Source organism: Paracoccus denitrificans (assembly GCF_900100045.1).
Classification (GTDB): domain Bacteria; phylum Pseudomonadota; class Alphaproteobacteria; order Rhodobacterales; family Rhodobacteraceae; genus Paracoccus; species Paracoccus denitrificans.
Genome location: NZ_FNEA01000013.1, coordinates 54,604 through 80,133, shown reverse-complemented (window position 1 = coordinate 80,133; position 25,530 = coordinate 54,604). Strand labels below are relative to the sequence as shown.

Annotated in this window: 20 protein-coding genes and 6 pseudogenes; 9 read left to right on the top strand and 17 right to left on the bottom strand. The window is 62.8% G+C overall.

Annotated features, from left to right (window positions below):
* Window positions 1-105 precede the first annotated feature (105 nt).
* The 13 genes from iaaH to BLT64_RS13035 all read right to left on the bottom strand — a co-directional run bounded on the left by iaaH (window position 106) and on the right by BLT64_RS13035 (window position 14,525).
* Window positions 106-1,527, bottom strand: a complete 1,422-nt coding sequence (gene iaaH, locus BLT64_RS13090) for an indoleacetamide hydrolase (RefSeq protein ID WP_011749327.1) — start codon at window positions 1,525-1,527, stop codon at window positions 106-108.
* Window positions 1,515-2,531, bottom strand: coding sequence for a branched-chain amino acid ABC transporter permease (locus tag BLT64_RS13085; protein WP_011749326.1), 1,017 nt, complete (start codon window positions 2,529-2,531; stop codon window positions 1,515-1,517). The genes iaaH and BLT64_RS13085 overlap by 13 nt, the downstream gene beginning before the upstream one ends.
* Window positions 2,528-3,406, bottom strand: coding sequence for a branched-chain amino acid ABC transporter permease (locus BLT64_RS13080; protein WP_011749325.1), 879 nt, complete (start codon window positions 3,404-3,406; stop codon window positions 2,528-2,530). The genes BLT64_RS13085 and BLT64_RS13080 overlap by 4 nt, the downstream gene beginning before the upstream one ends.
* A gap of 3 nt (window positions 3,407-3,409) precedes the next feature.
* On the bottom strand, window positions 3,410-4,108 hold the full coding sequence (locus BLT64_RS13075) for an ABC transporter ATP-binding protein (protein WP_197029419.1): 699 nt from the start codon (window positions 4,106-4,108) through the stop codon (window positions 3,410-3,412).
* A gap of 4 nt (window positions 4,109-4,112) precedes the next feature.
* Window positions 4,113-4,925 (bottom strand): ABC transporter ATP-binding protein, encoded by an 813-nt coding sequence (locus tag BLT64_RS13070; protein ID WP_011749323.1) that lies wholly within the window; start codon window positions 4,923-4,925, stop codon window positions 4,113-4,115.
* Window positions 4,926-4,927: 2 nt separating this feature from the next.
* Window positions 4,928-6,235 carry an ABC transporter substrate-binding protein gene (locus tag BLT64_RS13065; RefSeq protein ID WP_128493035.1) on the bottom strand — a complete coding sequence of 436 codons (1,308 nt, stop codon included), beginning with the start codon at window positions 6,233-6,235 and terminating at the stop codon, window positions 4,928-4,930.
* Between the two features lie 31 nt (window positions 6,236-6,266).
* Window positions 6,267-7,694: an amidase gene (locus tag BLT64_RS13060; protein ID WP_011749321.1), complete on the bottom strand. Its 1,428-nt coding sequence runs from the start codon at window positions 7,692-7,694 to the stop codon at window positions 6,267-6,269.
* The gene (locus BLT64_RS13055) at window positions 7,684-9,075 is read right to left on the bottom strand and encodes an aminotransferase (protein ID WP_011749320.1); all 1,392 of its coding nucleotides are present in this window, start codon (window positions 9,073-9,075) and stop codon (window positions 7,684-7,686) included. The genes BLT64_RS13060 and BLT64_RS13055 overlap by 11 nt, the downstream gene beginning before the upstream one ends.
* Window positions 9,072-9,470 carry a RidA family protein gene (locus BLT64_RS13050; RefSeq protein WP_011749319.1) on the bottom strand — a complete coding sequence of 133 codons (399 nt, stop codon included), beginning with the start codon at window positions 9,468-9,470 and terminating at the stop codon, window positions 9,072-9,074. Before BLT64_RS13050 ends, BLT64_RS13055 begins: the two co-directional genes overlap by 4 nt.
* Window positions 9,471-9,482: 12 nt before the next feature.
* Window positions 9,483-10,238: an IclR family transcriptional regulator gene (locus BLT64_RS13045; protein WP_011749318.1), complete on the bottom strand. Its 756-nt coding sequence runs from the start codon at window positions 10,236-10,238 to the stop codon at window positions 9,483-9,485.
* Window positions 10,238-12,265, bottom strand: a complete 2,028-nt coding sequence (locus BLT64_RS13040; protein WP_197025571.1) for an alpha-ketoacid dehydrogenase subunit alpha/beta — start codon at window positions 12,263-12,265, stop codon at window positions 10,238-10,240. Before BLT64_RS13040 ends, BLT64_RS13045 begins: the two co-directional genes overlap by 1 nt.
* Window positions 12,266-12,679: 414 nt before the next feature.
* Complete coding sequence (locus BLT64_RS26395) at window positions 12,680-12,964, bottom strand: hypothetical protein (RefSeq protein ID WP_128493034.1); 285 nt, start codon at window positions 12,962-12,964, stop codon at window positions 12,680-12,682.
* A 40-nt stretch (window positions 12,965-13,004) separates the two neighbouring features.
* Complete coding sequence (locus BLT64_RS13035; protein ID WP_011749316.1) at window positions 13,005-14,525, bottom strand: FAD-dependent oxidoreductase; 1,521 nt, start codon at window positions 14,523-14,525, stop codon at window positions 13,005-13,007.
* Between the two features lie 85 nt (window positions 14,526-14,610).
* Between BLT64_RS13035 and BLT64_RS13030 the strand changes: the two genes are divergently transcribed.
* Window positions 14,611-15,057, top strand: coding sequence for a MarR family winged helix-turn-helix transcriptional regulator (locus BLT64_RS13030; protein WP_197029418.1), 447 nt, complete (start codon window positions 14,611-14,613; stop codon window positions 15,055-15,057).
* Between the two features lie 24 nt (window positions 15,058-15,081).
* Here BLT64_RS13030 and BLT64_RS13025 read toward each other — a convergent pair whose 3' ends face one another.
* Window positions 15,082-15,927 (bottom strand): quinone oxidoreductase family protein, encoded by an 846-nt coding sequence (locus tag BLT64_RS13025; protein ID WP_011749314.1) that lies wholly within the window; start codon window positions 15,925-15,927, stop codon window positions 15,082-15,084.
* A 311-nt stretch (window positions 15,928-16,238) separates the two neighbouring features.
* Here BLT64_RS13025 and BLT64_RS13020 point away from each other — a divergent pair, with 311 nt between their 5' ends.
* The 4 genes and pseudogenes from BLT64_RS13020 to istB all read left to right on the top strand — a co-directional run.
* Window positions 16,239-17,471 carry an MFS transporter gene (locus BLT64_RS13020; protein ID WP_011749313.1) on the top strand — a complete coding sequence of 411 codons (1,233 nt, stop codon included), beginning with the start codon at window positions 16,239-16,241 and terminating at the stop codon, window positions 17,469-17,471.
* A gap of 24 nt (window positions 17,472-17,495) precedes the next feature.
* On the top strand, window positions 17,496-18,713 hold the full coding sequence (locus tag BLT64_RS13015; RefSeq protein ID WP_011749312.1) for an MFS transporter: 1,218 nt from the start codon (window positions 17,496-17,498) through the stop codon (window positions 18,711-18,713).
* A gap of 184 nt (window positions 18,714-18,897) precedes the next feature.
* Window positions 18,898-19,068, top strand: a pseudogene (locus BLT64_RS27630) (DUF4405 domain-containing protein); the annotation flags it as partial.
* A gap of 41 nt (window positions 19,069-19,109) precedes the next feature.
* Window positions 19,110-19,574 (top strand): annotated as a pseudogene (gene istB, locus BLT64_RS13005) (IS21-like element helper ATPase IstB); the annotation flags it as partial.
* Window positions 19,575-19,691: 117 nt separating this feature from the next.
* Here the strand turns inward: istB and BLT64_RS27380 are convergent.
* Window positions 19,692-20,528, bottom strand: coding sequence for a recombinase family protein (locus BLT64_RS27380; RefSeq protein WP_231486813.1), 837 nt, complete (start codon window positions 20,526-20,528; stop codon window positions 19,692-19,694).
* 52 nt (window positions 20,529-20,580) lie between these two features.
* Window positions 20,581-21,012: pseudogene (locus BLT64_RS27375) on the bottom strand (recombinase family protein); the annotation flags it as partial.
* A gap of 47 nt (window positions 21,013-21,059) precedes the next feature.
* On the opposite strand from BLT64_RS27375, the gene BLT64_RS26865 reads away from it, so the two are divergent.
* The 3 genes and pseudogenes from BLT64_RS26865 to BLT64_RS12990 all read left to right on the top strand — a co-directional run.
* A complete protein-coding gene (locus BLT64_RS26865) occupies window positions 21,060-21,491 on the top strand; it encodes a hypothetical protein (RefSeq protein WP_028710128.1) in 432 nt (143 codons plus the stop codon).
* Window positions 21,485-21,700, top strand: a pseudogene (locus tag BLT64_RS12995) (transposase domain-containing protein); the annotation flags it as partial. The gene BLT64_RS26865 and the pseudogene BLT64_RS12995, both read left to right, overlap by 7 nt.
* Window positions 21,701-21,729: 29 nt before the next feature.
* Window positions 21,730-22,176: pseudogene (locus BLT64_RS12990) on the top strand (IS5 family transposase); the annotation flags it as partial.
* 260 nt (window positions 22,177-22,436) lie between these two features.
* Here the strand turns inward: BLT64_RS12990 and BLT64_RS27370 are convergent.
* Window positions 22,437-22,784, bottom strand: a pseudogene (locus BLT64_RS27370) (hypothetical protein); the annotation flags it as partial.
* 885 nt (window positions 22,785-23,669) lie between these two features.
* On the opposite strand from BLT64_RS27370, the gene BLT64_RS12980 reads away from it, so the two are divergent.
* Window positions 23,670-25,334, top strand: a complete 1,665-nt coding sequence (locus BLT64_RS12980) for a BCCT family transporter (RefSeq protein WP_011749308.1) — start codon at window positions 23,670-23,672, stop codon at window positions 25,332-25,334.
* Window positions 25,335-25,530: the final 196 nt, after the last annotated feature.

The following is a 25,530-nucleotide window of genomic DNA, read 5'->3' as shown; positions in this document are numbered from 1 at the left end:
TCTTGAAATTAAATTCATGACAAACAATTCATGCGTCATGCCGCACACTCAGCGCCACACCCTTGAGTTTTTTACCAAAAATTCACATTAAAATAACCGACAGACTTACACTTGATTTGAAATTTCACGCTCGATTGAAACTCCAATTCCGAGAACATCCCGATCCGAACCAACCGGCCCGTCAATTTCAATTCCAACCGGCAAACCACTCTGCGTCCATCCAACAGGAATACTCAATCCCGGCAATCCAGCGTTAGCACCCGGATCAGTATTTCGAACAAGCGTATCAAAAATCTCCCGATCTTCACCGTTTATCTTTACTTTTCCGAACGCGCTTTCGATGTCGATATATGTTGCTGGAATTGGAACCGTTGGAAAAATCAAAGCCGCGAGGCCATTTTTTTGAAACGCTCCATCATAAATCCGGCACAGCTCAGGACGATAATTTTGAATTGCATCACGATAATTTTTGTCAGAGCTTTCCGAGGTTACAACCTCAAAAGCGGCTCGCACATCAGGGTTCACAATCTGACGAAAAATATCCATGATAGAGATGTCTGATCGGCCATTTGCAGCGAGCCAAACGGGAATATCTTCGCGCGGCTCATGCAGCACAACCGGCGCGGATACCTGCCGCCATACATCACGGAGCCTAGGCAGGCTAACAGAAACCAGCTCAGCCCCCGCCTTCGCGAGCTTGCCACATAGCTCACGGCAGACACGTTCAACATCAGGATCAAGGTCGATCCAGAAACAATCGGGGACGCCCAAGCGCACGCCTTTGAGCGATTTGGCAGTGACCGGATCAGTTCCAGTTATTACAGCGTCCAGAAGCGCCAAATCTTCGACAGACACCGCCATCGGGCCGGGCGTATCGTTGGTGTGACTGATTGGCAGAACCCCCTGCGAGGAATATCTGCGTTCAGTGCCTCCCGCGCCGACCGATGGCCGAAGGCCCGCGATACCGCAAAGCGCGGCAGGTATGCGAACAGAACCAGAGGTATCTGTTCCAAGCCCGGCAGAGACAATACCCGCCGCAATAGCGGCAGCTGTACCACCCGAGGAACCCCCGCTAATCCGGGCCGGATCATGCGGATTTCGGACCGCCGGTATAGGGGTAAAGTTGGTATTCGTGACTCCGAAAGCCAGTTCGTGCAGATTGGTTTTACCTAGCAGAACTGCCTGAGACTGAAGCAGCTTCTGCAAAACCGGCGCCGTCGCCTTTGCACGCAGCTGGGCCAATGCGGGTGTGGCACCGCTAGTGACCCATCCTTCGACATCGATGTTATCCTTCACACCGATCGGAAGTCCCGCCAGTATTGGCATCTGCGCCCCCTCTGTTCTCGCCCTATCGACGGCTCGGGCTTGTTGCAGCGCCAGGTCAGGCTCAACGGTCAAAAAGGCATTGAGATGACCTAAATCTCCGGCCCGCCGGATCGCGCGGGTCATCATGGCCTCTGCAGTCGTCTCACCGCTGCGCAGCTGGCGGAGCTGCTCTGTCATGGTCACGGGCTTCAGCGCTGACATGATTTCTCTCCTTCGGTCCCAGATGACTTTGCAAGACGTGTCGAGATGTCGTGGAACAGGCCGGTCAGGCCCCTGGGCATCAACACGACACAGGCAACGAGGATCAGCCCCATGCCGATATCGCGGAAGTCCCCAAGTTCGCGCATAGCCTCATCCGCCAGCATCAGCACGGCCGCGCCAATCACCGGCCCCCAGACCGTGCCTATTCCGCCCACGATGATCATCGATAGCAAAAAGAGCAGGTGCTGGAAGGAAAACACCACCGGGCCGACCACGCCCGTATTGACCGCATAGAAGGCACCGGCAAGGCCGGTAAAGAAGGCCGAGAGACCGAAGATCCAGAGTTGATAGCGGAAGCGGTCAACGCCCCGGGCAGCGGCATAGACCGGGTTGTCGCGCAAGGCCCGGAAGGCGAGCCCCATAGGACTGTGGATGATCATGATCGAGAAGAGGATCGCGGCGCTCAGCAACAAAAGCCCAACATAGTAGTTGCCGACATAGAAGCCCGCGCCCAGCCAGTCGCGAAACCCCAGATCGCCAAAGCGGGAAAAGCCGCGCACCCCGCCCATCAGCGGCATACAGCCCGCCGGCGGATTGGTAAAACAATCGGTATCATTCACGATCAGCACATAGAGGACCTGCGAAACGCAGATCGTCAGCAGCGCGACATAGGGGCCGTAGAGCCTCAGGCAGGCGATGCCGAGGATGATACTCGCGACCACTGCCACAACCGCGCCTGCAGGCATTGCCAGCAGCATAGATGTACCGAGGTAATAGCCAAGCATCGCGGTCACATAGGCGCCGATGGCAAAGATCGCGACCTGGGCCAGCGAGAAGATCCCGCCGATCCCGAAGACCAGATTCCACTGCACCACCACCGTGGCCCAAATAAAGAAAAAGGTGGTCTGGGTTATCGAGTAACGCATCCCAGAAATCATAGGCCAGAAAAGCGCAACACAGGCGAAGAGGCCGCAAAGAAGAAGATCACGACGCATGGCAGTCATAGACGAACCCCCTGTTGGCGCCCGAACACGCCCTGAGGCTTCCAGATCAGCACCACGATGACGAGAAGAAGCAAAAGCGCAAAGCTGAAGCGAACCCCGATTGTATATTGCACCACTGCCTCGAAGAGACCGATGAACAGGGCAGCGATCACACTGCCAGGCACCCTGCCAAGCCCGGCGACCACGCAGATGATGAAGGCTTTCAGCATCGGATCACCCCCCATATTCGGCAGGAGGCTGGACAGCGATGACACGGTGATTCCGGAAATCGCGGCAAGCCCGCCGGAAATTCCCAGCACCAGCGCATAGACCACACCAATCCGCACCCCCATCAGCCGCGCGGCATCACGGTTCTGCGCTGTGGCGCGGATCGCCCTGCCGATCCGGCTCTTTTGCAAAAGCAGCGCCAGCGCGGCCATCAGCAGCATCGACAGCACAAGGATCAGCAGATTTTGGATCGGCAGATGCACCCCTGCGAGGGAGAACCCGCCCTGCACCGCTAACGGTTGCGGCTTTGGCTGCGGCCCGAAGGCCATCAGGATTACGCTCTCCAGCATGGCGCCAAACCCGATGGTCGCGATGAAGATGCGGGTCTCGAACCCCTCGGACTGCAGCATGGGCTTTGCGATCAGCAGATAGATCAGCACCCCCACCGCCGCACAGACCAGCACCGCCGCGAGCATTCCGGCAACCGGCGGCAGGCCGAAACCGGTCACCATGAACCAGGCCATATAGCCGCCCAGAGCCATAAGCGCGCCATGGCTCATATTCAGCATATTCATCGCGCCGAAGACCAGCGCCAGCCCAACCGTGGAAATCGCATAGACCGCGCCCAGCGTCAGGCCCGAGGCGAGAATCTGTAAAAGAACATCCATCGCTCATACCCCCAGATAGGTTTCAAGAAGCTCGGATCGGCCCGAAAGCTCAGCGCCGGTGCCGCTCCAGGCGAGAGTGCCATGGTCCAGCAGATGCACCTGATCGGCGATGACAGCGGCCCGCATGGCGTTTTCCTCGACGAGGAGAATGCTGCGCCCGGCGCGGCGCAGACCCGCGATGACTTCGTAAATCTGCTCAATGACGATGGGGGCCAGCCCCAGCGAGGGCTCATCCAGCATCAGCACCCGCCCCGAGGCCATCAGCCCGCGCCCGATGCCAACCATCCGCCGCTCGCCGCCCGACAAAGTGCGCGCAATCTGGCTCTGACGGTCGCGCAATTTCGGAAGGAGGGTGAAGACCTCCTCCAGCACGGATTTTTCCTGCCTGGCGGCCGCAGGTAGAAAGGCGCCCATGCGCAGGTTTTCCAGAACCGTCATATCGGGAAAGAGCAAATCGCCCTGTGGCACATGGACAATCCCGCGCGCGACGATGGTTTCGGCGCCCAGCCCGGAAATCCGTTCCGCCCCGAGGCGGATTTCACCGGACTTCGGCCGGATCAGCCCGGAAATCGCTCTTAAGAGCGTGGTCTTGCCATGGCCATTGGGCCCGATAAGGGCGGTCAGCCGGCCCGCCTCTGCCCGCAAGCTCAGATCCTGGAGGACAGACTGATGGCCATAGCCGGCGGTCAGATGCGAGATCACAAGTTCATCCGGCATGGCGCGCCTCCGTCCGGTCTGCGGCGAGGCGCGCGACATCCTTGCCGGCGCTCTGGCCAAGATAGACCTCGACCACATCCGGGTCGCGGGAAATACCCGCCGCATCGCCCTCGTAAAGCTTCCTGCCATGGTGCAGGATCATCACACGGGTGGACAGCTGCACCAGAAAGCGCATGACATGTTCGATCAGAACGACCGTCACCCCATCCGCCGCCACCTGGCCCACGACATCGGCCACCTGGTCGATCTCGCGCTGTGTCAGCCCGCCGACGGGTTCATCCAACAAGAGGAGTTTCGGTGACATCGCCAGCGCTCCGGCGATCATCAGCAGCTTGCGGTCGATCACCGGAAGCTTGGCCGCCGCGCGATCCGCGCTTGCCTCGAGGCCCACGCGGCACAGCGCATCCTGCACCTGGTCGCTGACCTCTGAGGGCACCCGAAAGCCGGGGATCCGGCGCGGGGCCCTGCCGTAATAGGCCGCGACCAGCACGTTCTCGCGCACGCTCAGACTGTCGAAACCGGTATTTAGCTGAAACACCCGGGCCAGTCCGGCATGGCAGCGCCCGACAGGCGACAGCCCGGTGATATCGCGGCCCTCAAGCGCAATCGTGCCGGATGTGACAGCGGTCTGCCCGGAGATCATCTCGAAAAGCGTGGTTTTTCCTGCCCCATTCGGCCCCCCGATGCCAAGGACCTCACCGGCGGCAAGGTCGAAGCTCAACTCGCTGACAGCAGCCAGCGAGCCAAACTTCTTCGTGACATTCCGGCAGGACAGGAGAGGTGTTTCCCTGACCTGAAACATTCTCACCCCCTGATCCAGGGCGGCGTGATGAAACCGGCCTTTGCATAGGGCCAAGGGGCGATCAGGACCGGCTCTGCAGTATGGTCCTGGATCTGCAGGAACTGATGTGGCATCCCAAGCGAAGGATCATCCGTGCCGCCCGGATAAGAGGCCGCAGCCTGCTCGCCGGGCATGAAACGTGTCGTGCCGTTCGGGCCACGGTGAATCATCGCCCGGATGCGTTCGGCCACTTTGCGGTTCTGCTCCTCCTCCCCCGGGGCACCGGAGCCACCGGCGAGTGCCGCCGCAGCCGCCCAGATCCAAGCCGCATTATAGGACTGGACCCCGGAATTATGCCCCGCGTCATCGCCAAAACGCGCCTTGTAGCGGGCTTCGAAATCAAGGCCGATCTCGTCCTGCAGCGCGCCGATCACGGTCGAGAAGACTACCCCTGCGGCGGCCGGTCCGGCGATGTCGCGGAAGGATTTCACCGAGGGGCCATATTGCATATAGATCAGGCTCGGCGTCGGATTGGTCATGAACTGAACCATGAACTGCGCCAAATCAGCCGGGAAATAGTGCGTGACCACGATCACGCCGGGCGGGTCCTGGCGCAGCTTGGACAGCGTTGGCCCCCATTCCGAAATCGGCACATTTACAGTCTCATAGAGGCTGACCTCCCAGCCAAGCTCCGCCGCGCCCTCTCGCACCACATTGGCAATGTTCGAGGAATAGGTCCCCGCTGAAAGAATGATCGCCAGTTTGCGGTTGGCGGGCGCGAATGTTCCGCCATCGGTCAGGGAGGATAGAAACTTCAGCAGGCCCGAGCCATACCATGTTTCCGACGGATCGGTCTGGAAGGAACCGAAATAGCGCTCCGGGTCAGAGCCGATCAGCACCCCATGCCCACTGGAGGTGTCATTGTGCATATAGATGATGCCGGCATCCGCAATAGCGTCCTGCACTGCAGACCCCGATCCGGTATTATAGCCGTTGATCACGGCATGAACGCCGTAGCGGTCGATCAGGCGCTGCACGGCCTGCACATTGGTTGCGTCGCCCATCTGTTTCGTGTCTTCGAAATGCGGCTCCAGCGGGCGGCCAAGAATGCCGCCAAGCGCGTTGATCTCGTCGCAGGCCATGATCAGCCCGTTGCGGAATTCCACGCCGTCAGCGGCGGCGAAATCGGTCAGCGGCGCAGCCTGACCAATGGGGACCGGCTCGCCCGAGGCCTCTGCCCGGGCGGCATTCGCGCCCGACAAGACTGCGGCAGCCCCGGCCAGCCAGGCCGACCCTTTAAGCATGCCTCTCCGATGGATGCGATGACCCATGTTGTAACTCCCTGTTGTGTTTGGTTTTTGCTTAGATCTTGTGCCTAGGCATCGCCCAGGGGTTTGCGGCTTCAAGCTGCGCTGCGAGGTTGAAGATGAGCGCTTCGTCATTCAGCTTCGCCGTCAACTGGATGCCTATGGGAAGCCCCTCATTCGACACGGTCATCGGCAAGCTGGCAGAAGGCAGGCCGGTGACATTGGCGGGCGCAGTGAACATGAAGGAGTCGAGCACCCGGTTCCAGGCCGTTTCCCCGCCCAGGACACCCGCATCAAAATAGCCAAGCCGGGGCGGCGTGAAGGGCAGGACCGGCGAAAGCCAGATATCCTGTGTGGCAAAGAACTGCCCCATGGCCCGCGCCATTCCCTGAAAGATCACAAGATCCCGGATGTAATCTACCGCCCGGCGCGAGATCCCAAGAGCGAAGAGATGCTGGTTAAAGGGCTCAAGCTCGCGCAACAGAACTTCGGGGTCCGCGTCCCGGGCCTCCGCAATCGCGCTGAGGCCCCGGGTCACGGTCATCGGCCAGAAGGTGGAGAGCGCCGCGCGGAAGGCGGCGCCGTCGAAGGGCAACGTGACCTCCTCGACCTGATGACCAAGATCACGCAAGAGCACCGCCGCCCGCAGAGCCGCAGCTTGACATTCCGGCGCGGCGCTGGTGCCGTCCGGCGCATCGAGCGTCAGGCCGATCCGCAGCCCCTTGCGCGGTCTGGCGATGGCGGCAAGGAAGCCTTCCGGCGGCTCGGGGGCGATATAGGGGTCTCCCGGCAGGGCTCCGGCGGTGGCGTCGAGCACCGCCGCACTGTCCCGCACGGATCGCGAAACCACATGTTCCGCCGTGATGCCACCGATGGCCTCGCCAACATCCGGCCCGAGCGTGACCCGGGCCCGCGAAGGCTTCAGCCCGAAGAGACCGCAGCATGAGGCCGGGATGCGGATGGATCCGGCGCCATCATTGGCATGGGCCACCGCGACATATCCCGCCGCGACCGCCGCCGCCGAGCCACCCGAAGACCCGCCCGGCGTATGACCGGTATTCCAGGGGTTACGCGTGGGGCCGCGCCAGACCGGCTCGGTCGTGCCCATGGTGACCATTTCCGGCACATTGGTCTTGCCGAGCGTCACAAACCCCGCCTGGCGATAGCGAGCCATCAGTGCGCTGTCATGGTCGATCAAGTTGTGCTCCAGCAGCTTTGCGCTGCCGGTGGTCGGGGTTCCCGCCATATGGCAGTAAAAGTCCTTCACCAGAAAGGGCACGCCGCGAAACGGCCCCGGCGGCAGATCGGCTGATGCCATATCGAGCGCCTGATCGAAAAAGCGCTGCGTCACCGCATTGAGCACGGGCTCCCCGGCCTCGATCCTCGCAATCGCGGCGCGGGCCAGCTCTGCCGCGCTGACATCGCCCTTCGCGACGGCCGCAGCCTGCGCTGTCGCATCGAGATCAAGAATGTCACTGATCATGCCGGTCCTCCACCTGGCTCGCGGCGGTTTCAAGGGCCAGAGCATCCAGCGCCTGTCGCAGGCGGTTGAAAAGTAGCTCCAGTTCGGCTGTCGTGACGATCAGCGGCGGGCAAATGGCTATGGCGTCGCCCAGATTGCGAACAATCAGACCTTGATCCAGTGCCAGCGTGACCAGACGCGCGCCGATACCGGCTTCTGACGCGAAGGGTCGGCGCGTGGCGCGATCCGCAACCAGTTCCACTGCACCGATCAGGCCGACAGCGCGGGCCTCGCCCACAAGCGGATGCCCAGCCAGCGCGTTGATATGGTCAAGAAAGGCCGGTGCCCGCGCCCGAACCTGTGCCAGCAGATCCATTTCCTCGTAGATCTTCAGCGTCTCAAGCGCGACCGCGCTGGTGACGGGATGCCCGGCATAGGTGAAGCCGTGGCCAAGCACGCCCAGACGGCTGGCTTCGGCGCTGACCACATCGTGGATCTCCGCGGTCAGCAAGGTTGCCCCGATCGGCTGATATCCCGAAGACAGCGCCTTGGCGACGCTCATCATATCGGGCCGAAAGCCGAAGGTCTGGCAGCCGAACCATTCACCGGTGCGTCCGAAGCCACAGATCACCTCATCGCTGAGCAGCAAGATACCTTTCTCGCGCAGCAGCTCCGCCAGTTTCGGGAAATAGCCGGAAGGGGGGATTATGACGCCGCCCGCCCCCATGACCGGTTCTGCGATCATGGCCGCAATGCTGCCAGCCCCCTCGGCGGCGATGAGAGCCGCGACTTCGGCCACCAGTCGGTCGACGAAGGCCTCCTCGCTCTCGCCCGCTTCTGCGCAGGTGTAGAAATGGGGCGCCTCGGCAAAAATCACGCCCGGATCCGGCCAGGCAAAGGCACCACGCATCGAGGGCAGCCCGCTGAGCGTCGCCCCGAGAACGGTGCTGCCATGATAGGCGCGGCGGCGGCTGATGATCTTGCGCCTTTCTGGCGCACCGCGCCCGCTATGGTAGAGCCAGGCCAGCTTGATCATCGTATCGACCGCTTCCGAGCCGGAATTGGCGAACAACGCCTTGCCATCCGGCATCGGAGACAACGCCAGAAGCCGCTCCGCCAGTTCGATCACCGCCGGATTCGAGCGCCGGTTAAAAGTGTGGTAAGTACCAAGGCGGCTGATCTGATCAGCCGCCGCGCGGGCCAGACGCGGCTCATTGAAGCCAAGGGAAGCACACCAGAGGCTGGACATCCCCTCCAGATAGCTGCGCCCGCTGCTGTCAGTGACAAAAACGCCATCGCCACTTTCGAGGATCAGCGGCCCCTGCGCCACCAGCGCGGCGGGGTCGGTCTGGGGATGCAGCAGGCAGTTCAGATCGGTATGGGCCAGAGAATTGCGCATCATTCCGCCCCGGTCCGGGCCGCAATACATTCGATCTCGAGTTTCCATTCTGGCCGCCCGAGCGCCTTGACCAACACCAGAGAGGCCGCTGGAAAGGGCGCGGGGATCAGACTGTCGCGCACCGCACGGATTGCAGGGAGATCTTCAGCCTCGACAACAAAGTAGTTCATTTTGACGATGTCGCTGAAAGCAAAGCCCCGGCTTTCTAGGATAATCCTGAAATTCTCGAAGATGATGCGGGTCTGTTCTCCCGCATCACCGGGGATCGTGCCATCCGGGCGCACCCCGACCTGACCGGCCAGATGGATGGTGACGGCACTTGGCGGAATGACCACGCCATGCGCGTAATTCCCGAAAGCGGCGGCGACATCCTTACAATCAAAAAGCGTGATGGTCATGGGATCTGTCTCTCAGTTGCGCTGAACCAGCGCGGCCAGTTTCTGCTGGTAGGTTTCACGGAAGGCATGAAAGCGCTCGGTTGGTGCGGACAAGGCCAGAGCATAGGGGGCGGTGCCAGCTTCCAGCGGCATCGCCATGCAGGAAGTACCGCGGGCGAATTCCTCATTGTCATAACCGATGCCCTCGGCCCGGATACGGGTGAATTCGGCCTGGAGGGATTTGAAATCGGTCATGGTATTCTCGGTCAGCTTTGCCAGCGGCTGATGATTAAGCAGATATTCCGCCATGCGGGCCGTGGCCGCATAAGCGAGTAGCACCTTGCCCGCTGCCCGCGCATGGGCATGCAGATACTGGCCATGCGGCATCTCGGCTGCGCGGATCGCATTGGCACCAGCGGCCACCTCGATGATCACGATCTCGCCCTGCCACCAGCCGACGACATAGCAGGTCTCGCCGGTTTCCGTGGCCAAACCGCGCACCAGCGGTAGCATATAATCAGGGGCAGAAAACTGTCGGCCAAAAGCCTCGGCGAGCGCCCCGACCCGCAGGCCAAGGCGGTAATTACGCTGATCATCGCGAGCAATAAATCCTGTATCTTCAAGCGTATGTACCAGATGATAGGCCGTCTGCCGCTCAACCCCAATGGCCTCGGCAATTTCGCGCACGCTCAGCCCCTGATCGCTGCGCGCGATGGCGGTCAGGATATTGACCCCGCGCACCACGGAGTTGATCTGGAGACGTCCGCTTTTCTCTTTGCTGCCGGTCATCAGACATATTCCTCGTTCTGGGGCAGGAGATTCGACTGCAGAAGATCCTTCGCGGCGGCCATGATCTTTGCCGCATCGGGCAGCAGCGCGGCCTGAAGGACCGGCGAAGCCGGCATCCGCACATCCGGCGTCGCGACCCGGCGGAAAGAGAGCGCCCCTGGTCCCAGCCGTTCCGCCAGCCCGGCGACGATTTCCGCGCCGAAACCGCCGGTCAAATTGGCCTCATGCACCACCACGACGCGACCGCCCGTTGCGGAAACGGTGGCGCAGAGCTGACCCCAGTCCACCGGTGACAGCCAGCGCAGATCCAGAACAGAAACGTCGATGCAATTCTCGGCCAGGGCATCGGCGGCAGCCTCGACCGCGGGCATGACTGCGCCCCAGCCGAGCAGGGTCACGCTCGTCCCCGCGCGGCGCAGGGTCGCCCCTGCGGTGGCCTGACGCGCAGCATCCGGCCAGACCGTCCCTGTACGCTGATAAAGGGCACGGGATTCGATGATGACGGTCGGATCCGCGCCATGTATTGCGGCGCGCAGCATGTGATAGGCGTCATCGGCTGTCGACGGCAGCCCCACCCGCAGGCCCGGCACATGGGCCAGCATCGCCTCCAGCGATTGTGAATGCTGCGCGGTGGAGCCGGGCGTCGCGCCCTGCTGAACGCGCACGACAATCGGCGCAGTCCGGGTGCCGCGCGTCAGATAGCGGATATTCGCGGCCTGATTTATGATCTGATCCAGCGCCACCAGCAGGAAATCGGCCCACATGATTTCCACCACAGGCCGCTTGCCTTCGAGCGCCAGCCCGACCGCCGACCCCAGAATCGCGGCTTCGGCAATCGGGGTGTCAAAGACCCTCTCCGCGCCAAAATCCCTTTGCAGATAGCGGGTTGCACCGAAGATCCCCCCTGCATGGCCGACATCTTCGCCAAAAACCATCACTTCGGAGTGCTCGGTCAGCTCGCGCTTCAGGGCCTCATTCACAGCCTGGATATAGGTGATCTCGCGGCTCTCCCCCTGCTGATCCGGCGCGGACGGGGCGGCGGGGATCGGTGCCACAACATGATCTGCGGCAGAGGCGGCATCGGGCAGCGGCATGGCTTTCACAGTGTCCAGAACCGCGCTCCAGTCACGGTCGAGCCGCCCCCGCAGAATCGCCAGCTCTTCCGCGCTGCTGGCACCGAGAGCGCAGAGCCGGGCCTCCAGCAGCGCCAGCGGATCGCGGGCGCGGCTGTCTTCACGGTCGGATTTCGGCCGGTAATGCTCGATATCGCGGTTGTAATGCCCCCAGAGCCGCGGCACCCGGCATTCGATCAGCGCAGGCCCCTTGCCGCCAAGCACAGCCGCCCGCGCAAGGGCAATGCTGTCCTTGACCGCCATCGGGTCGGTGCCGTCAATCGTGGCGGATGCCATGCCATAGCCATTCGCGCGCCGGGCCAGACGGTCGAGCCCCGTGATTGAAAGCGTCGGGGTCATCTCTGACCAACCATTGTTTTCACAGACGAAGATCACGGGAAGCTTATAGGCGGCGGCGAAGACGAAAGCCTCATGCAGAGCGCCCTGGCTGGTGGCCCCGTCACCGAATGTCACAAGGCAGACGCGGTCCGCGCCCTCCATCTTTGCCGCCAGGGCGATGCCACAGGCAATCGGCCCGCCCGCACCGACTATAGAGTTTTCACCGATAAAACGCTGATTCGGCGCGGTGACCAGGGCAGAGCCACTTCGTCCACCATTCACACCTGCCTTACGGTGGCAAAGCTCAGCAAAAAATTCTTGGGCGGGAACGCCCGTTTCTAACGCCCAGCCATGACCTCTATAAGTTGCGATAACGCGATCACACGGGCCGAGTGCGGCCATTGCACCGACAGGCACCGCTTCCTGACCGGCGCACAGATGCACCGACCCCGCGATAAGAGCTTCCTTGCTGGTGCTAAGATCAAGCGCAGACTGCTCGAACTGACGGATGCGGTACATCCGCTCGTAAGAACTCACAAGAAATTCGATGTCAGTATCGGTGAGAGGTGCGGGCAACTCTATTCTCCCTGCGCCGAGCTTTCAGTTAACTTGATGCTAGATGCCCACCCCAAAATGGTCAATATATTTATATTGTTATCACTATTTTATAATTCTATGTCTTTGCTCTCTCTGCATGCTGACCTACCCCCAGAAGCTCCTTCGCTGCGACGTAGAGCTTGCGGGACATCCGAGAGGGAGCGGATGACATGAAAGCAGTTTCACCGAGACGCAGATTATCGGGATGATCAAAGAATGGGGGGGCCGGTCTGCCGAAAGCACGAGTTGAGCCTCGCCGCACTCTACAAGCCGAAGGCGAAGTTTGTCGGCATTGTTTTGCCCGACGGCAAGCCGCTAACGCGGCTCGTGGACGAGAAGGAGTAGCTCAAGAGCCTAGTGGCGGATATGGATCAAGCGACGGCAAGCCATTAATCACGGCAATGTGACACCGCCGATTTCCCGCTGTGGTTTCCGATCGATTGCTTCCGATATGCTTCCGGGCTTCAGGAAGCCCAAATGCAAAAAGCCTCCCGAGGGAGGCTTAACACGCTGATATCTTTGTGTTTTCTGGTTGCGGGGGCGGACAACCATCTTCACTTGCCACCAAGCACTCTCATCTTTCCCATGCTCCGCCAGGTTGAGCCAGAAATACTTCGAGAGATATTTCGAACAGCCGCGTAGGCAAACGCCCATATTTGCGCTCGAAACCACCAGCATGAACTGAATTTCAAGCGATCAATGTCAACAGATCACGGGGCTACGATTTCAGGTCTCCAGAGCGTGCTCCCGCCACTCCTACCTCGGCAAGGAAACTCTCCAAAAGAGCCACATCTTGCATGGACACGATCGCGGCGACATAGCCGTCGGGACGCACCAGCACCCATTCGCCGGGTGCCAGGCCATAGGCGGCGTGCAGGTGGCCGTCCTCGTCCTCAAGCTCCTGGCCGGGGCCGACCCGGTGGATGTGCAGCCCGCCTCTCGGCGCAATGATGTCGCGCTCAGCCTCGAAGCCGATCAGCGTCCAGTGAGGGCCGCTGAACAGGTCGAACAGGCGGCGGGACAGTCCAGCAGCGCCGCGTAGCGGAGCGTCGGGCGCGCGATCCCCGGCGAGCAGGATACCGGGCCGTCCGGAGGGATCGAGGGCCAGCGGCGACTCGGGGTATCCGATGTCGAGCTGGCGGGTCTCGCGGCCGCGCCGCGTCATTCCGCGTTTCATCGCGTCAAGAAGGCCGGTCGCAAGCCCCAGCATCGCTTCGGCCACCGGGCGCCGCTCCGCCTCGTAGGTGTCGAGCAGCCCATCCGGCGCGCCATGCAGCACGGCTGCCAGCTTCCACCCGAGGTTCCAGGCATCCTGCACGCTGGTGTTCAGGCCCTGACCGCCGGTCGGCGGATGGATATGGGCGGCGTCCCCCACCAGGAACGCCCGGCCGACCCGGTAGCATTCGGCGAGCCGCGCGTTCATGGCATAGGCGGAAGCCCAGGCCACGGAATGCACCCGGATATCGCTGCGGCCTGTCCGATCCAGTATCATTCCCTCCAGCGCCTTGGCAGAGAGATCGGCTTCGCCCTCCGGCGGGATGGGCGCCTGAAGTTGGAACAGGTCGGTCCCGGCAAGCGGGCAGATCGCCACCATCCGCTGCATGTCGCCATCGTTGAACTGATGCCAGGCATCGCGTCCAAGGCCGGTCAACGCGACATCGGCGACGATGGCGCGCACGCCCAGCGTCTTGCCGGGGAACTCCACCCCAAGCGTGCGCCGCACGAAGCTGCGGCCACCATCGGCGCCGACGAGATAGCGGGCGGTTAAGGTCTCCTCGCCATCCGGACCCACCAGCCGCGCGGTGACGCCCTTCTCGTCCTGCTCGAACCCGACGAGTTCGGTGCCGAACTCCACGCGGTGGCCAAGCTCGGCCAGACGCTCGCGTAGCACCCGCTCCGTCAGGAACTGGGGAACCATCAGCGCGATCTGATAGGGCTCGGCGGGCGTCGGGTCATGCCGCTCAGCCATGTCTTTCTCGATCCAGGTGCCATCCGCGCGATATTCCCGCATCGACGGGTAGATACCGCCTGCCGCCACCACACGGTCGAGGACGCCCAGATCCGCGAACACTTCCTGCGTCCGCGGCTGGATGCCCTTGCCCCGCGAGCCGGCGAAGGGCTGGTCCATCTTCTCGATGATGCGGAAGGCCACGCCACGACGGGCCAGATCGACCGCCAGGGTAAGACCCGACGCACCGGCGCCACAGATCAGCACCGCAACAGGGTTTTGCGCTTTCATCGTTCTCTCCAATGTGTATGATGCACATATTATGGAGGGTCTGCGCGTGTCAACGATAAAAGTGCATCATACACATATCAGGAAGATGTTGCCCGAGCTGCATCGGGCGCTGATGGACATCGCCAGCCTGATGAACCGCCCCGAGCGGGATGCGCAACTGCTGGAAATCGCGGGGCTTACGCTGGAGAGGGCGCTGTTTCCGCTGCTCGTCACGGTCGAGCGGCGGGGGCCGATCGGGGTGGTCGAACTGGCCGATGGTGTCGGGCGCGACTACACGACCGTAAGCCGCCAGATCGCCCGGCTGGAGGAGATCGGGCTGGTCGAACGCCGCGCCTCCCCCTCTGACAAGCGGGTGCGCGAGGCAGTCATCACGACCAAAGGCAAGGCCGCGACGGACGCGGTTGATGCCGCGCGGGAGAAGATGGTGCTTTCGCTGTTCAAGGACTGGAAACGTGACGATTTCGACGAGTTGATCCGGCTGATGAAGATGCTCGCCGACAGCATGAGCGCCGAGCCTACCCGAAGCGAGTAGGATAGGCCCGGAGCGAGCCGGATGTCAGACCACGAACACCGTGCGGTTGCGGCTGTCGTCCCGATCCCAGGCTCGAGTGCCGTCTGATAGCGGGACTGCGTGGAACGCGATTTTCAGGTTCGCGGGCGCCACCGCCTTCAGCAGCGCCTCCACCGCCGCAAGATGACGGTCGAGCGGGACGGCGCCATGACCGGCGCCCATGAGTTCGATCGCGGAAGCCCGCAGAACCGCGCTCGGAAGGGTGATGGTCGCGCCGCTGACCGAGCCGATCTGGATCACGCGGATCGGAGTGCCGGGCCGTCCGGTCTTGGCCCCAGCGATCAGCAGGCATTCCGCGCTCATCCCCCAAAGGTAGTCGACGACCACATCGACGCCTTGCGCGAACTGCTCTTTGAACCTCTCCTCGAGGGCAGCCGCATCCTCCGTAAGCGGGATCGTCACGTCCGCGCCCAAAGCGGCGACCTCGCGCAAAGCCTCGGCGTCGCGGCCGGTGGCGATGATCTTCCCCGCCCCCAGGTGCCTGGCGATCTGGACGGCAAGCCTGCCCGAGGTTCCGGTAGCGCCGTTGACGAGAACGGTCTCGCCAGGCTGAAGCCGCGCCCGCTCGGTATAGGTGACCCAGGATGACATGCCCGGGTTGGCGATGGCCGCCGCCGTCAGGTCATCGAGATCGTCCGGCAAGACAAGGCACTGCGCCACTGGCACCACCGTCTGCTCTGCCATGCTGCCAAAGGGATCGCGCGGCAGGACGAACCAGACCCGGCGCCCGTCATCAAGGCGACCAACACCGTCGATGCCAGCGACGAAGGGCAGCCCGCCCGATGCGCTGTAGTGGCTGCCTGCGGCCCGTCCCTTGACCACCTGGCTCATCGCGGCGGCGTTGACGGCAACCCGAACCTCGCCCGGCCTACGGCCGGATCGGGGAAATCGGTATAGGCCGGCGACCGGCCGTAGTCCTGCACAACCAGAGCCTTCATGGCGGCTTCCTTTCTTGATGTGTGTATAAAGCACATATCATGGCGGGAAGCGCTGCGTCAATATAATGTGCATGATACACGTTTTCTGTTGACGCCGGAGGCATGCCACATTTATGTGCATGATACACATTGAGCGGGCGGCAGCAACCGACTTCCCGACGCTCATTCGCGACGCAGATGCGCGCCAACAGAAGGAATCGCGAGATGAACGACGCAGCAACTGCGGACGATGCCGCCCCGGAAAGACTCGATTGGCGGCTGATGCTGCCGGTCTTCCTGGTCGTCAGCCTTTATGCTGCCAGCGCCGCCTCCACCCTGCCGATCCTGCCATTCTATATCCAGGAGATGGGCGGCACACCGCTGATCCTCGGCATCGTCATGGGCACCGAGGCATTGACCCACCTGGTCGCGGCACCGCTGATCGGCCAACTCTCCGACCGGCTGGGGCGCAAGCGGATCTTGCTCGCCACGCAAGCCACAGCCTTCGTCAGCCTGCTGCTGCTGGGCCTGGCTCAGGCCGTTATCCCTGTCCTGCTGGCAAGGATGCTGTTCGGCTTCACCGGCGGAACCTTTGCCGCCGCAGCCGCCTATGCCGCCGACCACAGTTCGCCCGCCAATCGAAGACAGGCGATCGGCACCCTCCACGCTGGGGTAGGGCTGGGCGGCATCGTCGGGGCAGGCATTTCCGGCTATCTGTCCGACATCTCGCTGACCGCACCGATCTACGCCGCGATGGTGCTGTCTGCTGTCAGCTTCACCGTCACGGCACTCTGGCTGAAGCGCAGCCCGGCCGCATCGCAAACCCCCGACGCATCGCGCGAGGTCTCGTTCAGGTCAATCGTCGGCTCGCCGCTGATCCGCGTGCTGGTCGTCGTGCTGCTCTGCTATTTCTTCGCCTACGGGATGTATAGCTCGCAGCTTGCCAACTACCTCCAGGCGAGTTTCGTCACACCGGAAAATCCCTTCGGCCCGCGCGAGCTTGGCTATGTGCTGGCGGCGGACGGAGCGATCAACATCCTCGTGCAACTGTTCCTGCTGCGCTGGCTGGGACGGTTCTTCACCGTACGTCGCCTGATCATATTCATCTGTGCCATCGTCGCCACCGGCTACATGACGGTGGGTCTTGCGACAACGCTTCCGGTCCTCGTTCTCGCTATCCTCTGCGTCAGCTTCGGCGATGCGATGGCGCGCCCGACGTTCTTCTCGGCTCTGTCGGTCCATGCTCCGCAGGAACGGCAAGGGATCGTCATCGGCACCACCCAATCCCTGATCGCGCTCACCGATGTCGCCTCCCCGGTCTTCGCCGGGCTGTTGATAGGACAGGCGCTCTACGGCCTTTGGACCGGCGTGATCATCGCCCTCGTCGCACTGACCGCAGCCATCGCCTGGCGACATCTGCCGGCGGTGGACCCGGAAACGGCGGCGCGGGCCGACTGATCTCCCATGCAAGGAAACAGTCCGATGATGCCCGAGGAGCCCGCCGCGCCGGATCGGAGTCCCCTGCCCCCGATCTTGGCGGTTGTCGCGGTGGAAAGTGCTGGTCTGGGCATGATCCTGCCCCTGCTGCCGTTCTACGCAAGCGAGTTCGGAGCCACGCCCCTGACCATCGGCCTGCTGCTGGCCAGCTTTTCGCTGTGCGAGTTGCTGGCCGCGCCGATCCTCGGGAAAGCCTCCGACCTGTTCGGCCGCAAGCGGCTGCTGGTGGCCAGCCAGATCGGAACCTGTGCGAGCTTCCTCCTGCTCGCCCTGGCCCCCAATCTTGCCGTCGTGTTCGCCGCTCGAATCCTCGGCGGCCTGTCGGCAGGCAACATCTCGATCGCGACCGCCTATGTGTCGGACCGGACTGCGCCCCACAAGCGGCGACAGGCCATCGGCTTCGTCAGTGCCGCGATGGGTGTCGGCACGATGGTCGGACCGGCGCTGGCAGGTGTTCTGGCACCGATGGGACTGGCCGTGCCGTTCGGAGTCGCCGCAGTCGTTTCCCTGGCCAGCATCCTGGCAACCTGCCTCCTGCTTCCCGCCGAAGGACAGCAGCCGATCCACAAGCCAGCGCCAGCACCTTTCCTGGCGCAGATCGGCGGTCTTCTCGCCTTGCCGCAGGTGAAGCACCTTCTTGCGGCGCTCGCCCTGCTGTTCATGGCGTTCAGCCTGTTCGGATCGCAATTCGCCCTGGTGCTGCACGCCCGCTTCCAATGGCAAGGCCGGCCCTTCGATCCGACAGAGATCGGGTTCGTGTTCGTTGCGGCCGGAGCGATCAATATTCTGGTGCAGGTCGTCGTGATGCCGCTCCTTGGCAAGGCCCTGCGCGAGAGGACGCTGGCCATGGCCTCCTTCAGCCTCCTCGCCATCGGGTTCATGATCATCGGCCTTGTCGGCACGGTCCCGGCGTTGGCGGCCGGAATAGTGATGGCCGCAACAGGCATCGCCTTGGCCCGGCCCACGCTTGTCGCCGCACTTTCACTCATCGTGCCCGCCACCTCGCAGGGTGCTGCGATGGGGATGGCCCAGTCCATGGCCGCGCTGATCAACATCGTCGCACCGATTGCCGGGGGGCTGCTGATCGAGGGCCAGCATTTCACCGGGTGGGCCATGGCCCTTGTCGGGCTGGCCTTGGCCGGTATTGCCGTCGTGGCACTATCTCCGGCGGGATCGGATTCATCAAAGAGAGCTGACCCGTGATGCCACATATGCGTATTTTGCACGTTTCAGCTTGACGTGGGCCGCATGCTCAATTATGTGCATAATACACAATAGGCGGTGATAAATAGCGAGGATCGCTGCGGATGGCCCATCCGCAGGACGGGAAAGGCTGGCCTGACGCCTGCTCCCCGGCCTGCACCCGCCCAACTCGAAAGGTTCCGACATGGCCGAAGCCATAACCATGCGCCGCTGGGCGACTCCGCTGACCATCGGCGCCTCGGTTCTGATGTTCGGAACCGGCGTCATGATGTTCTTCGACATCGTGCCCGGCTACGTCACCTTCGTCCACGAATGGCTTTCGTGGTTGTTCGTGCTGGGTGCGGGCGCCCACATCGCCGTGAACTACCGCCCCTTCCTGCGGCATCTGAAATCGGGCTGGCCAGCGGGGAATTCCTCAGCCAGCAGCGCAATGTCGTGCTGGTCGGCGGCACCGGGACCGGCAAGACCCATATCTCCGTGGCGATCGCGCGCGCTGCCATCCGCAACGGCGCTCGCGGCCGCTTCTTCAATGTTGTGGACCTCGTGAACAGGCTCGAGGCCGAGGCCCGTGCAGGGCGGGCGGGCCGCCTGGCCGAGCATCTCATGCGGCTCGACTTCGTCATCCTCGATGAGCTCGGATACTTGCCATTCGCACAGTCCGGCGGTCAGTTGCTGTTCCATCTGGTCAGCAAGCTCTACGAGCAGACCTCCGTCATCGTCACCACCAACCTGGCATTCGGGGAGTGGCCGACCGTCTTCGGAGACGCGAAGATGACCACCGCGCTGCTCGATCGTCTCACCCACCATTGCGACATCGTCGAAACCGGCAACGACAGCTGGCGCATCAAAACACGAGCTTGACCGCCCTCCAAAACGCAGGCCCGCGTCGGCTGCGCCAGCTGGAAAGCTACGCCGCCACGGGCCTGCTCACCCGCGCGCCAAAGGGGTCACTTTTGGACGCCGATAAGGGGGCACCATTCAACGCCGATTGACAGCATAGCGCCGTTCCGCCAGCGAAGCATCGTATTCTGACTGCTGCAGGTCGAGTTCGGCTACGCGCCGGCGCTCGGCCTCTCCTTCCCTGTGCATCCGCTCCGCCTCCAGTGCGGCCTCGATCGCCATCGGCTCGACCACGCGCAGTATCTCCGATGCGATCGCGGCGTCCACACGGGATCCACCGAAGCTGAGACAGCGCGGCAGGCCGAGCATGAGATTGGGCCGATCGCAGCGATAGGTCGGACGGCCGGGCGGGGCGCCGACATAGGCGACGGCCAGACCGCGGCCACAGCGCCCGCAGGTCAGCATGCCGGCAAGAAGAGCACGGCCGCCCCGCCCGGACTTCTGTCCTCCCGCACGTCCATAGGCGTTGGCTGCGAGCAGCATCTGGTTCCGCTCGTATTCCGCCCAATCGATATAGGCGGCATGATGATCACGGATCAACACGTCCCACGCCTCAGGCGGCTTGCCATGGCCGTAGGTCTTACGCGCGCGACCGTCGACCAGTTCAATGCGCTTCTCACTCTTTCCATAGACATAGGCCCCTGCGTAGAAGGGGTTCTTCAGCAGCCCGATGACGTTGCGATAGCGGATCGCTGTCCAATCGAAGGAGGTCAGGCGTTTGCCGTCCGAGGGGCGCGGAAAGAACACCCCCTCCGCCGCCAGCGACAGATGCGTCTGCCGTGCGCTGCCGAGTTGGCGGAATCGCTCGAAGACCAGCCGGATGACACTGCTGGAGCCGGAAGTCGGGATCGAGGCCGAGGCCGGCCTCGCGATGCCAGATATAGCCGATCGGCACGCTGATCCGAAGTTCGCCACGGCGCGCCTTCGCCCGGGCGGCGTCAAGCATGCGCGCCCGGATCACCCCAAGCTCGAACTCGCTGATGCTGCCCTTCATGCCGAGCAGCAGGCGGTCGTTCGGCAGGCAGGGATCGTAGATGCCATCGAGGTCGATGACACGCGCCTCGACAAGCCCGCACAGTTCGAGCAGGTGGTGCCAGTCCCTGCCGTTGCGTGCCAGCCGCGAAGCGTCAAAGCAGAGCACGGCGCCGACTTCCCCGGCGCACAAGGCGGCGACAAGCTTCTCGAAGCCGGGCCGGGCCACCATGCCGCTGGCGGAGCGGCCAAGATCGTCGTCAATCACATCCACGGTCCTGAAACCACGACGACGCGCGATCTCGACCAGTTCATACTGCCGTCGCCGGCTCTCGGTGTTGAGCTCCACCTGGGCCGGGGTCGATTGGCGCACATAGACCACCGCCTTGCGCTGCAGGATGGCCGGTGGAAGAACATCACCGTCCATCATCGCCTCCCTCCAGCTCGCTCGCTCCCGCTGCTTCGGCCAGCAGAATGGCCAGGCGCGTCAATACCTGCTGGCGCTCCCGTGGGCTCATTCCGCGCAACCGCTCCGAGTCGAACTGCATCTGCAATTGCCTGGGGCGCGACGGCCCGGTGGGCAGGTCTTGCATCGGTCTGTTCCTTTCCGGCGATGATATCACCGGAAGAGCTTCGCCGAAGACCGCGCCGAGTCAGAAGGTCATCGAGATCCGACAGGGCCGCGAGCGATACGCGCGGCGTGCCGAGGTCCATTCCGGTGCAAGCCGCCGGGTCGAGCATCCACGCGGCCACGACCATGAAGATGCCAGGCAGAACCTCGATATGGACAAACTGACCGGACTTGCGTCGGTCGACACGCTCAACCCGAAACTGTCGGCCAAAAAGCGCGTGCCACCGGTAATGCACCTCAACAAATTGCCCGACATGGGCAGAATGAACGGGTGATGGCCCTCAATCGCAAGAATGCACTCTTCGCCGGTCACGACGAAGGCGGCATCGCCTGGGGCCGCATCGCCTCGCTGATCGAAACCTGCAAGATCAACGGCATCGAGCCCTTCGCCTACCTCAAGGCCACGCTCACCGCCATCGCCAGCGGTCATCCGCAAAGCCGCATCGACGACCTGCTGCCCTGGAACTTCAGGCCGGCAAGCTAAGCCGCCCGTGATCCCCTGCAAACGCTTACGTCGAGGTCACCTCCAGCAGTGTTGGCGATGCGCCGATGCTGCCGGACCTGCTTGCCCAGATCCCGGCGGAGGAGGAGATCGCCACCGTCACCGCCGACGGTGCCTATGACACCCGTGCCTGCCATGACGCCATCGCCGCCCGCGATGCTGCAGCTATCATACCGCCGAGACAGAATGCGAGGCCATGGAAGCCGGACACAGCCGGAGCCCGGGCGCGCAACGAGATCCTGCGAGCATCGAAGCGCTTGGGCCGGGCGCTCTGGCGGAACTGGAGCGGGTATCACCGCCGCAGCAGGGTCGAAACAAAAATGAACTGCGTGAAGCTGCTCGGCCAGCGGCTGATGTCGCGAGACTTCGACCGCCAGGTGGCAGAGGTCCAGATCCGCGCGGCGGTCCTCAACCGCTTCACAGCACTCGGTATCCCGATGACCGTGGCTGCAGGATAGGTGTGCCCGGGGAAAGGGGAAGTCCGGTCATCGGCTGATTTGCGCAACAGCGCCGTCCGGTGGGGCGGGGTCTTCGCGATGATCAGTGTCGTATCGGGCTCCCTTAACCCGGCCTGCAATGCCGCGAACATATCGAGATAGGGGCTATCGAACGCCTCCTGATATTTCGTAGACCGGGGGTAGATCAGGACGGGTGCGCCGTGCTCAAAATCCATATCCAAACTGCGGAAGACGTGGTCGCCGACACGTCTCCAGTCGACAGAGCCATGCAGTTTGTAGAGTTGGAAGACACCGTCGACGAAGTCTGCGCGTGCGGTGCCGTTGCGCCGGCGGACGATATCATGATCGAAGTTGTCTCGATTGTATCGCTGCCGCGCGCTGTGCGAAAATCCATCCACGAGAACCGCATTGAGCCGGAGTGCCGCCTCCTCGATACACAAGTCGTAGTTCGTCGTAAAAATCTTGACCCGGGGCTTGTCAGCACTCCTGCGACCGAATTTCGTAAGAAGTTCCGTATGCGCCGAAAGCTCCGTCGTCGCATTCACGAAGCCGACCTTGGTTAGGACCGCTTCCTCTGCCAGCGACACGAACGCTGAGAGACTTTCCATTTCCGCAACGGCGGCGGCTTCCTCTGGCCCGGGATCGTCCACCAGCGATCGCGCATTCTTCAAGGTTTCCTCTTTCACCGACAGAAGCTCGAGGCGCATTTTGCACAGGCTGAGCAGTCGTTCGATGTTGCCAGTCTTCGGGTTGCCGTCCGGATCTACTCCGGGTGCCGTTCCAACCAGCGCCCTCACTACCGCATCGAATTCACCGGCGCGGTGCGCTTCGCAAGCTGCCCGCACCCCAACCCATAAATCCCGCATGCCCGGAGCATTAGGACCTGTCGTATTTCGCGCACAAAACGATGCGCCTGAGCCGAGCAGGATGATCACATTAGTCGAGTGCAAGACGTCCTGAAGTGCCTGCGTCACGATGGAGCGGCACCCGCGAAGCCGATGCTCTGGATCCGCCGGCATCGGTTCTTCAGCATCTGCCCACGCCTTCCAGGCACCCTCATGGGTCAACAGCCGGAGGTTGTCGGGCCGTGCCTGTCGGCCATTCCAGTAAGACGTCATTGCTTCCCTCAGAAGTGCCTTCGCCTGACTACAGCAAAGCCCACCGCCAATCGCAATCCACTATCGCCTGGGCTACGCTGCGGTCCTCCGGAGCTTTCGGCGATCGAACGCCTTATTTTGTCAGCCGGTCCCATATCCCCAAGGCTAAATACCGATTCCTGGGACGAACCACCTCGCGGATCTCGAAGAAACGACGATCTTGATCTGCCAGCGGAAGAATTTCGAATGATGCAAGCATCGCCATGTCCCAGTTCAACTGTCAGGCGGCTGCGGATGGCAATCATAAAGAAACTGTGAAACTCTGGGTCCCCAGGCGCATTTCGCGTCGAGTCGAAGCTTTCGGCGCCCGATCGAACCCAAATGAGAAAGGGACGCATGTCACAGATAAGCCCATCCGAACCGTTGATCGCCGACGCCGGCATCGAGGCCCTGCCGCCGCCCGAGGGCCCGACCCAGATCATCGCGACCGATTACGAGATCGGACAGGACAATATCGAAGGCGTCAAGCCGGTCGCCTTCGACATCCACAACCCCGTCTTCATGATCTCCGGCGTCGCGGTGGTGGTCTTTACCGCGGCCACGCTGCTGTTCCCCTCGGTGCTGGGGCCGTTCTTCGGCGGATTGCGCGACGTCGTTACCAGCAATTTCGACTGGTTCTTCCTGATCGCCGGCAATGTCTTCGTGCTGCTGTGCGTTGGCCTGATCCTGTCGCCGCTGGGCTCGGTCCGGCTGGGCGGCCCCGAGGCCACGCCCGATTTCTCGCTGACCGGCTGGTTTTCGATGCTGTTTGCCGCCGGCATGGGCATCGGCCTGATGTTCTATGGCGTCAGTGAGCCGCTGGGCCATTTCACCGCCGCATTGGGCGGGCCGGTGGTCGAAAACGGCGTGCGCACCGATTGGGCGCCGCTGGACGGCGCGCCGGGGGACGAACTGGGCGCGCGGCGGCTGGCGATGGCCGCGACGATCTTTCACTGGGGCCTGCATCCTTGGGCGATCTATGCGGTCGTGGCGCTGGCTCTGGCGCTGTTTGCCTATAACAAGGGGCTGCCGCTGACGCTGCGCTCGGTGTTCTATCCGATTCTGGGCGAACGGGTCTGGGGCTGGCCGGGCCATGTCGTGGATGTGCTGGCGGTGATGGCGACGCTGTTCGGGCTGGCCACCTCGCTGGGGATCGGCGCCGAGCAGGCATCGGCGGGTTTCCATTTCCTGTTCGGCTGGAGCACCGCGCTGACCGCCAAGATCGTGCTGATCGTCATCATCACCGGGGTGGCCACGGCCTCGGTCGTGCTGGGCGTCGAAAAGGGCGTCAAGCGCCTGTCCGAGATCAACATGATCCTTGCGGTCCTGCTGCTGCTTTTCGTGATCCTGACCGGGCCGACCTGGCAGATCCTGACCGGCTTTTTCGGCAATCTGGCCGCCTATGGCGCCAAGATCCTGCCGCTGTCCAACCCGTTCGGGCGCACCGACGACAACTTCCGCCATGGCTGGACCGCCTTCTATTGGGCTTGGTGGATCAGCTGGTCGCCCTTTGTCGGCATGTTCATCGCCAGGGTCTCGCGCGGGCGGACCGTGCGGCAGTTCCTGACCGCGGTGCTGATCGTGCCCTCGCTGATCTCGGTCCTGTGGATGACGGCCTTTGGCGGCACCGCGATTTCCGAGACATTGGCCGGCTTTTCGGGTGTGACCGATGCGGCGCTGGAACTGCAGCTGTTCCAGATGCTGTCGCAGCTGCCGCTGACCGCGATTTCCAGCTTCATCGGCATTGTTCTGGTGATCGTGTTCTTCGTCACCTCCTCGGATTCCGGCTCGCTGGTGATCGACACCATCGCGGCGGGCGGCAAGATCCACGCGCCGGTGCCGCAGCGCATCTTCTGGTGCAGTTTCGAAGGGCTGGTCGCCATCGCCCTGCTTCTGGGTGGCGGGCTGACGGCCTTGCAGGCGATGGCGGTTTCGACCGGCCTGCCCTTCACGCTGGTGCTGCTGGGCGCCTGCTGGGCCATTCTCAAGGGCCTGCTGGCCGAAAAGCGGGAACTGACCTGAGGCTGGGCGGGCCGGGCGGTCATGTCCGGCCCGGTTTGCATTTGTCTTCTCCACCAGGTCTATGGAATGCAGGGAAGATCTCATTCCGGCCTTCTGCTCTCTGCCTGCTTGGCGACACAGGATCCGACATGCCCATGCCTCGCCCCCGGTTTCGCATCCTCCGACGCTCGCGCGCGCTGATCACGAGCCGGGAACA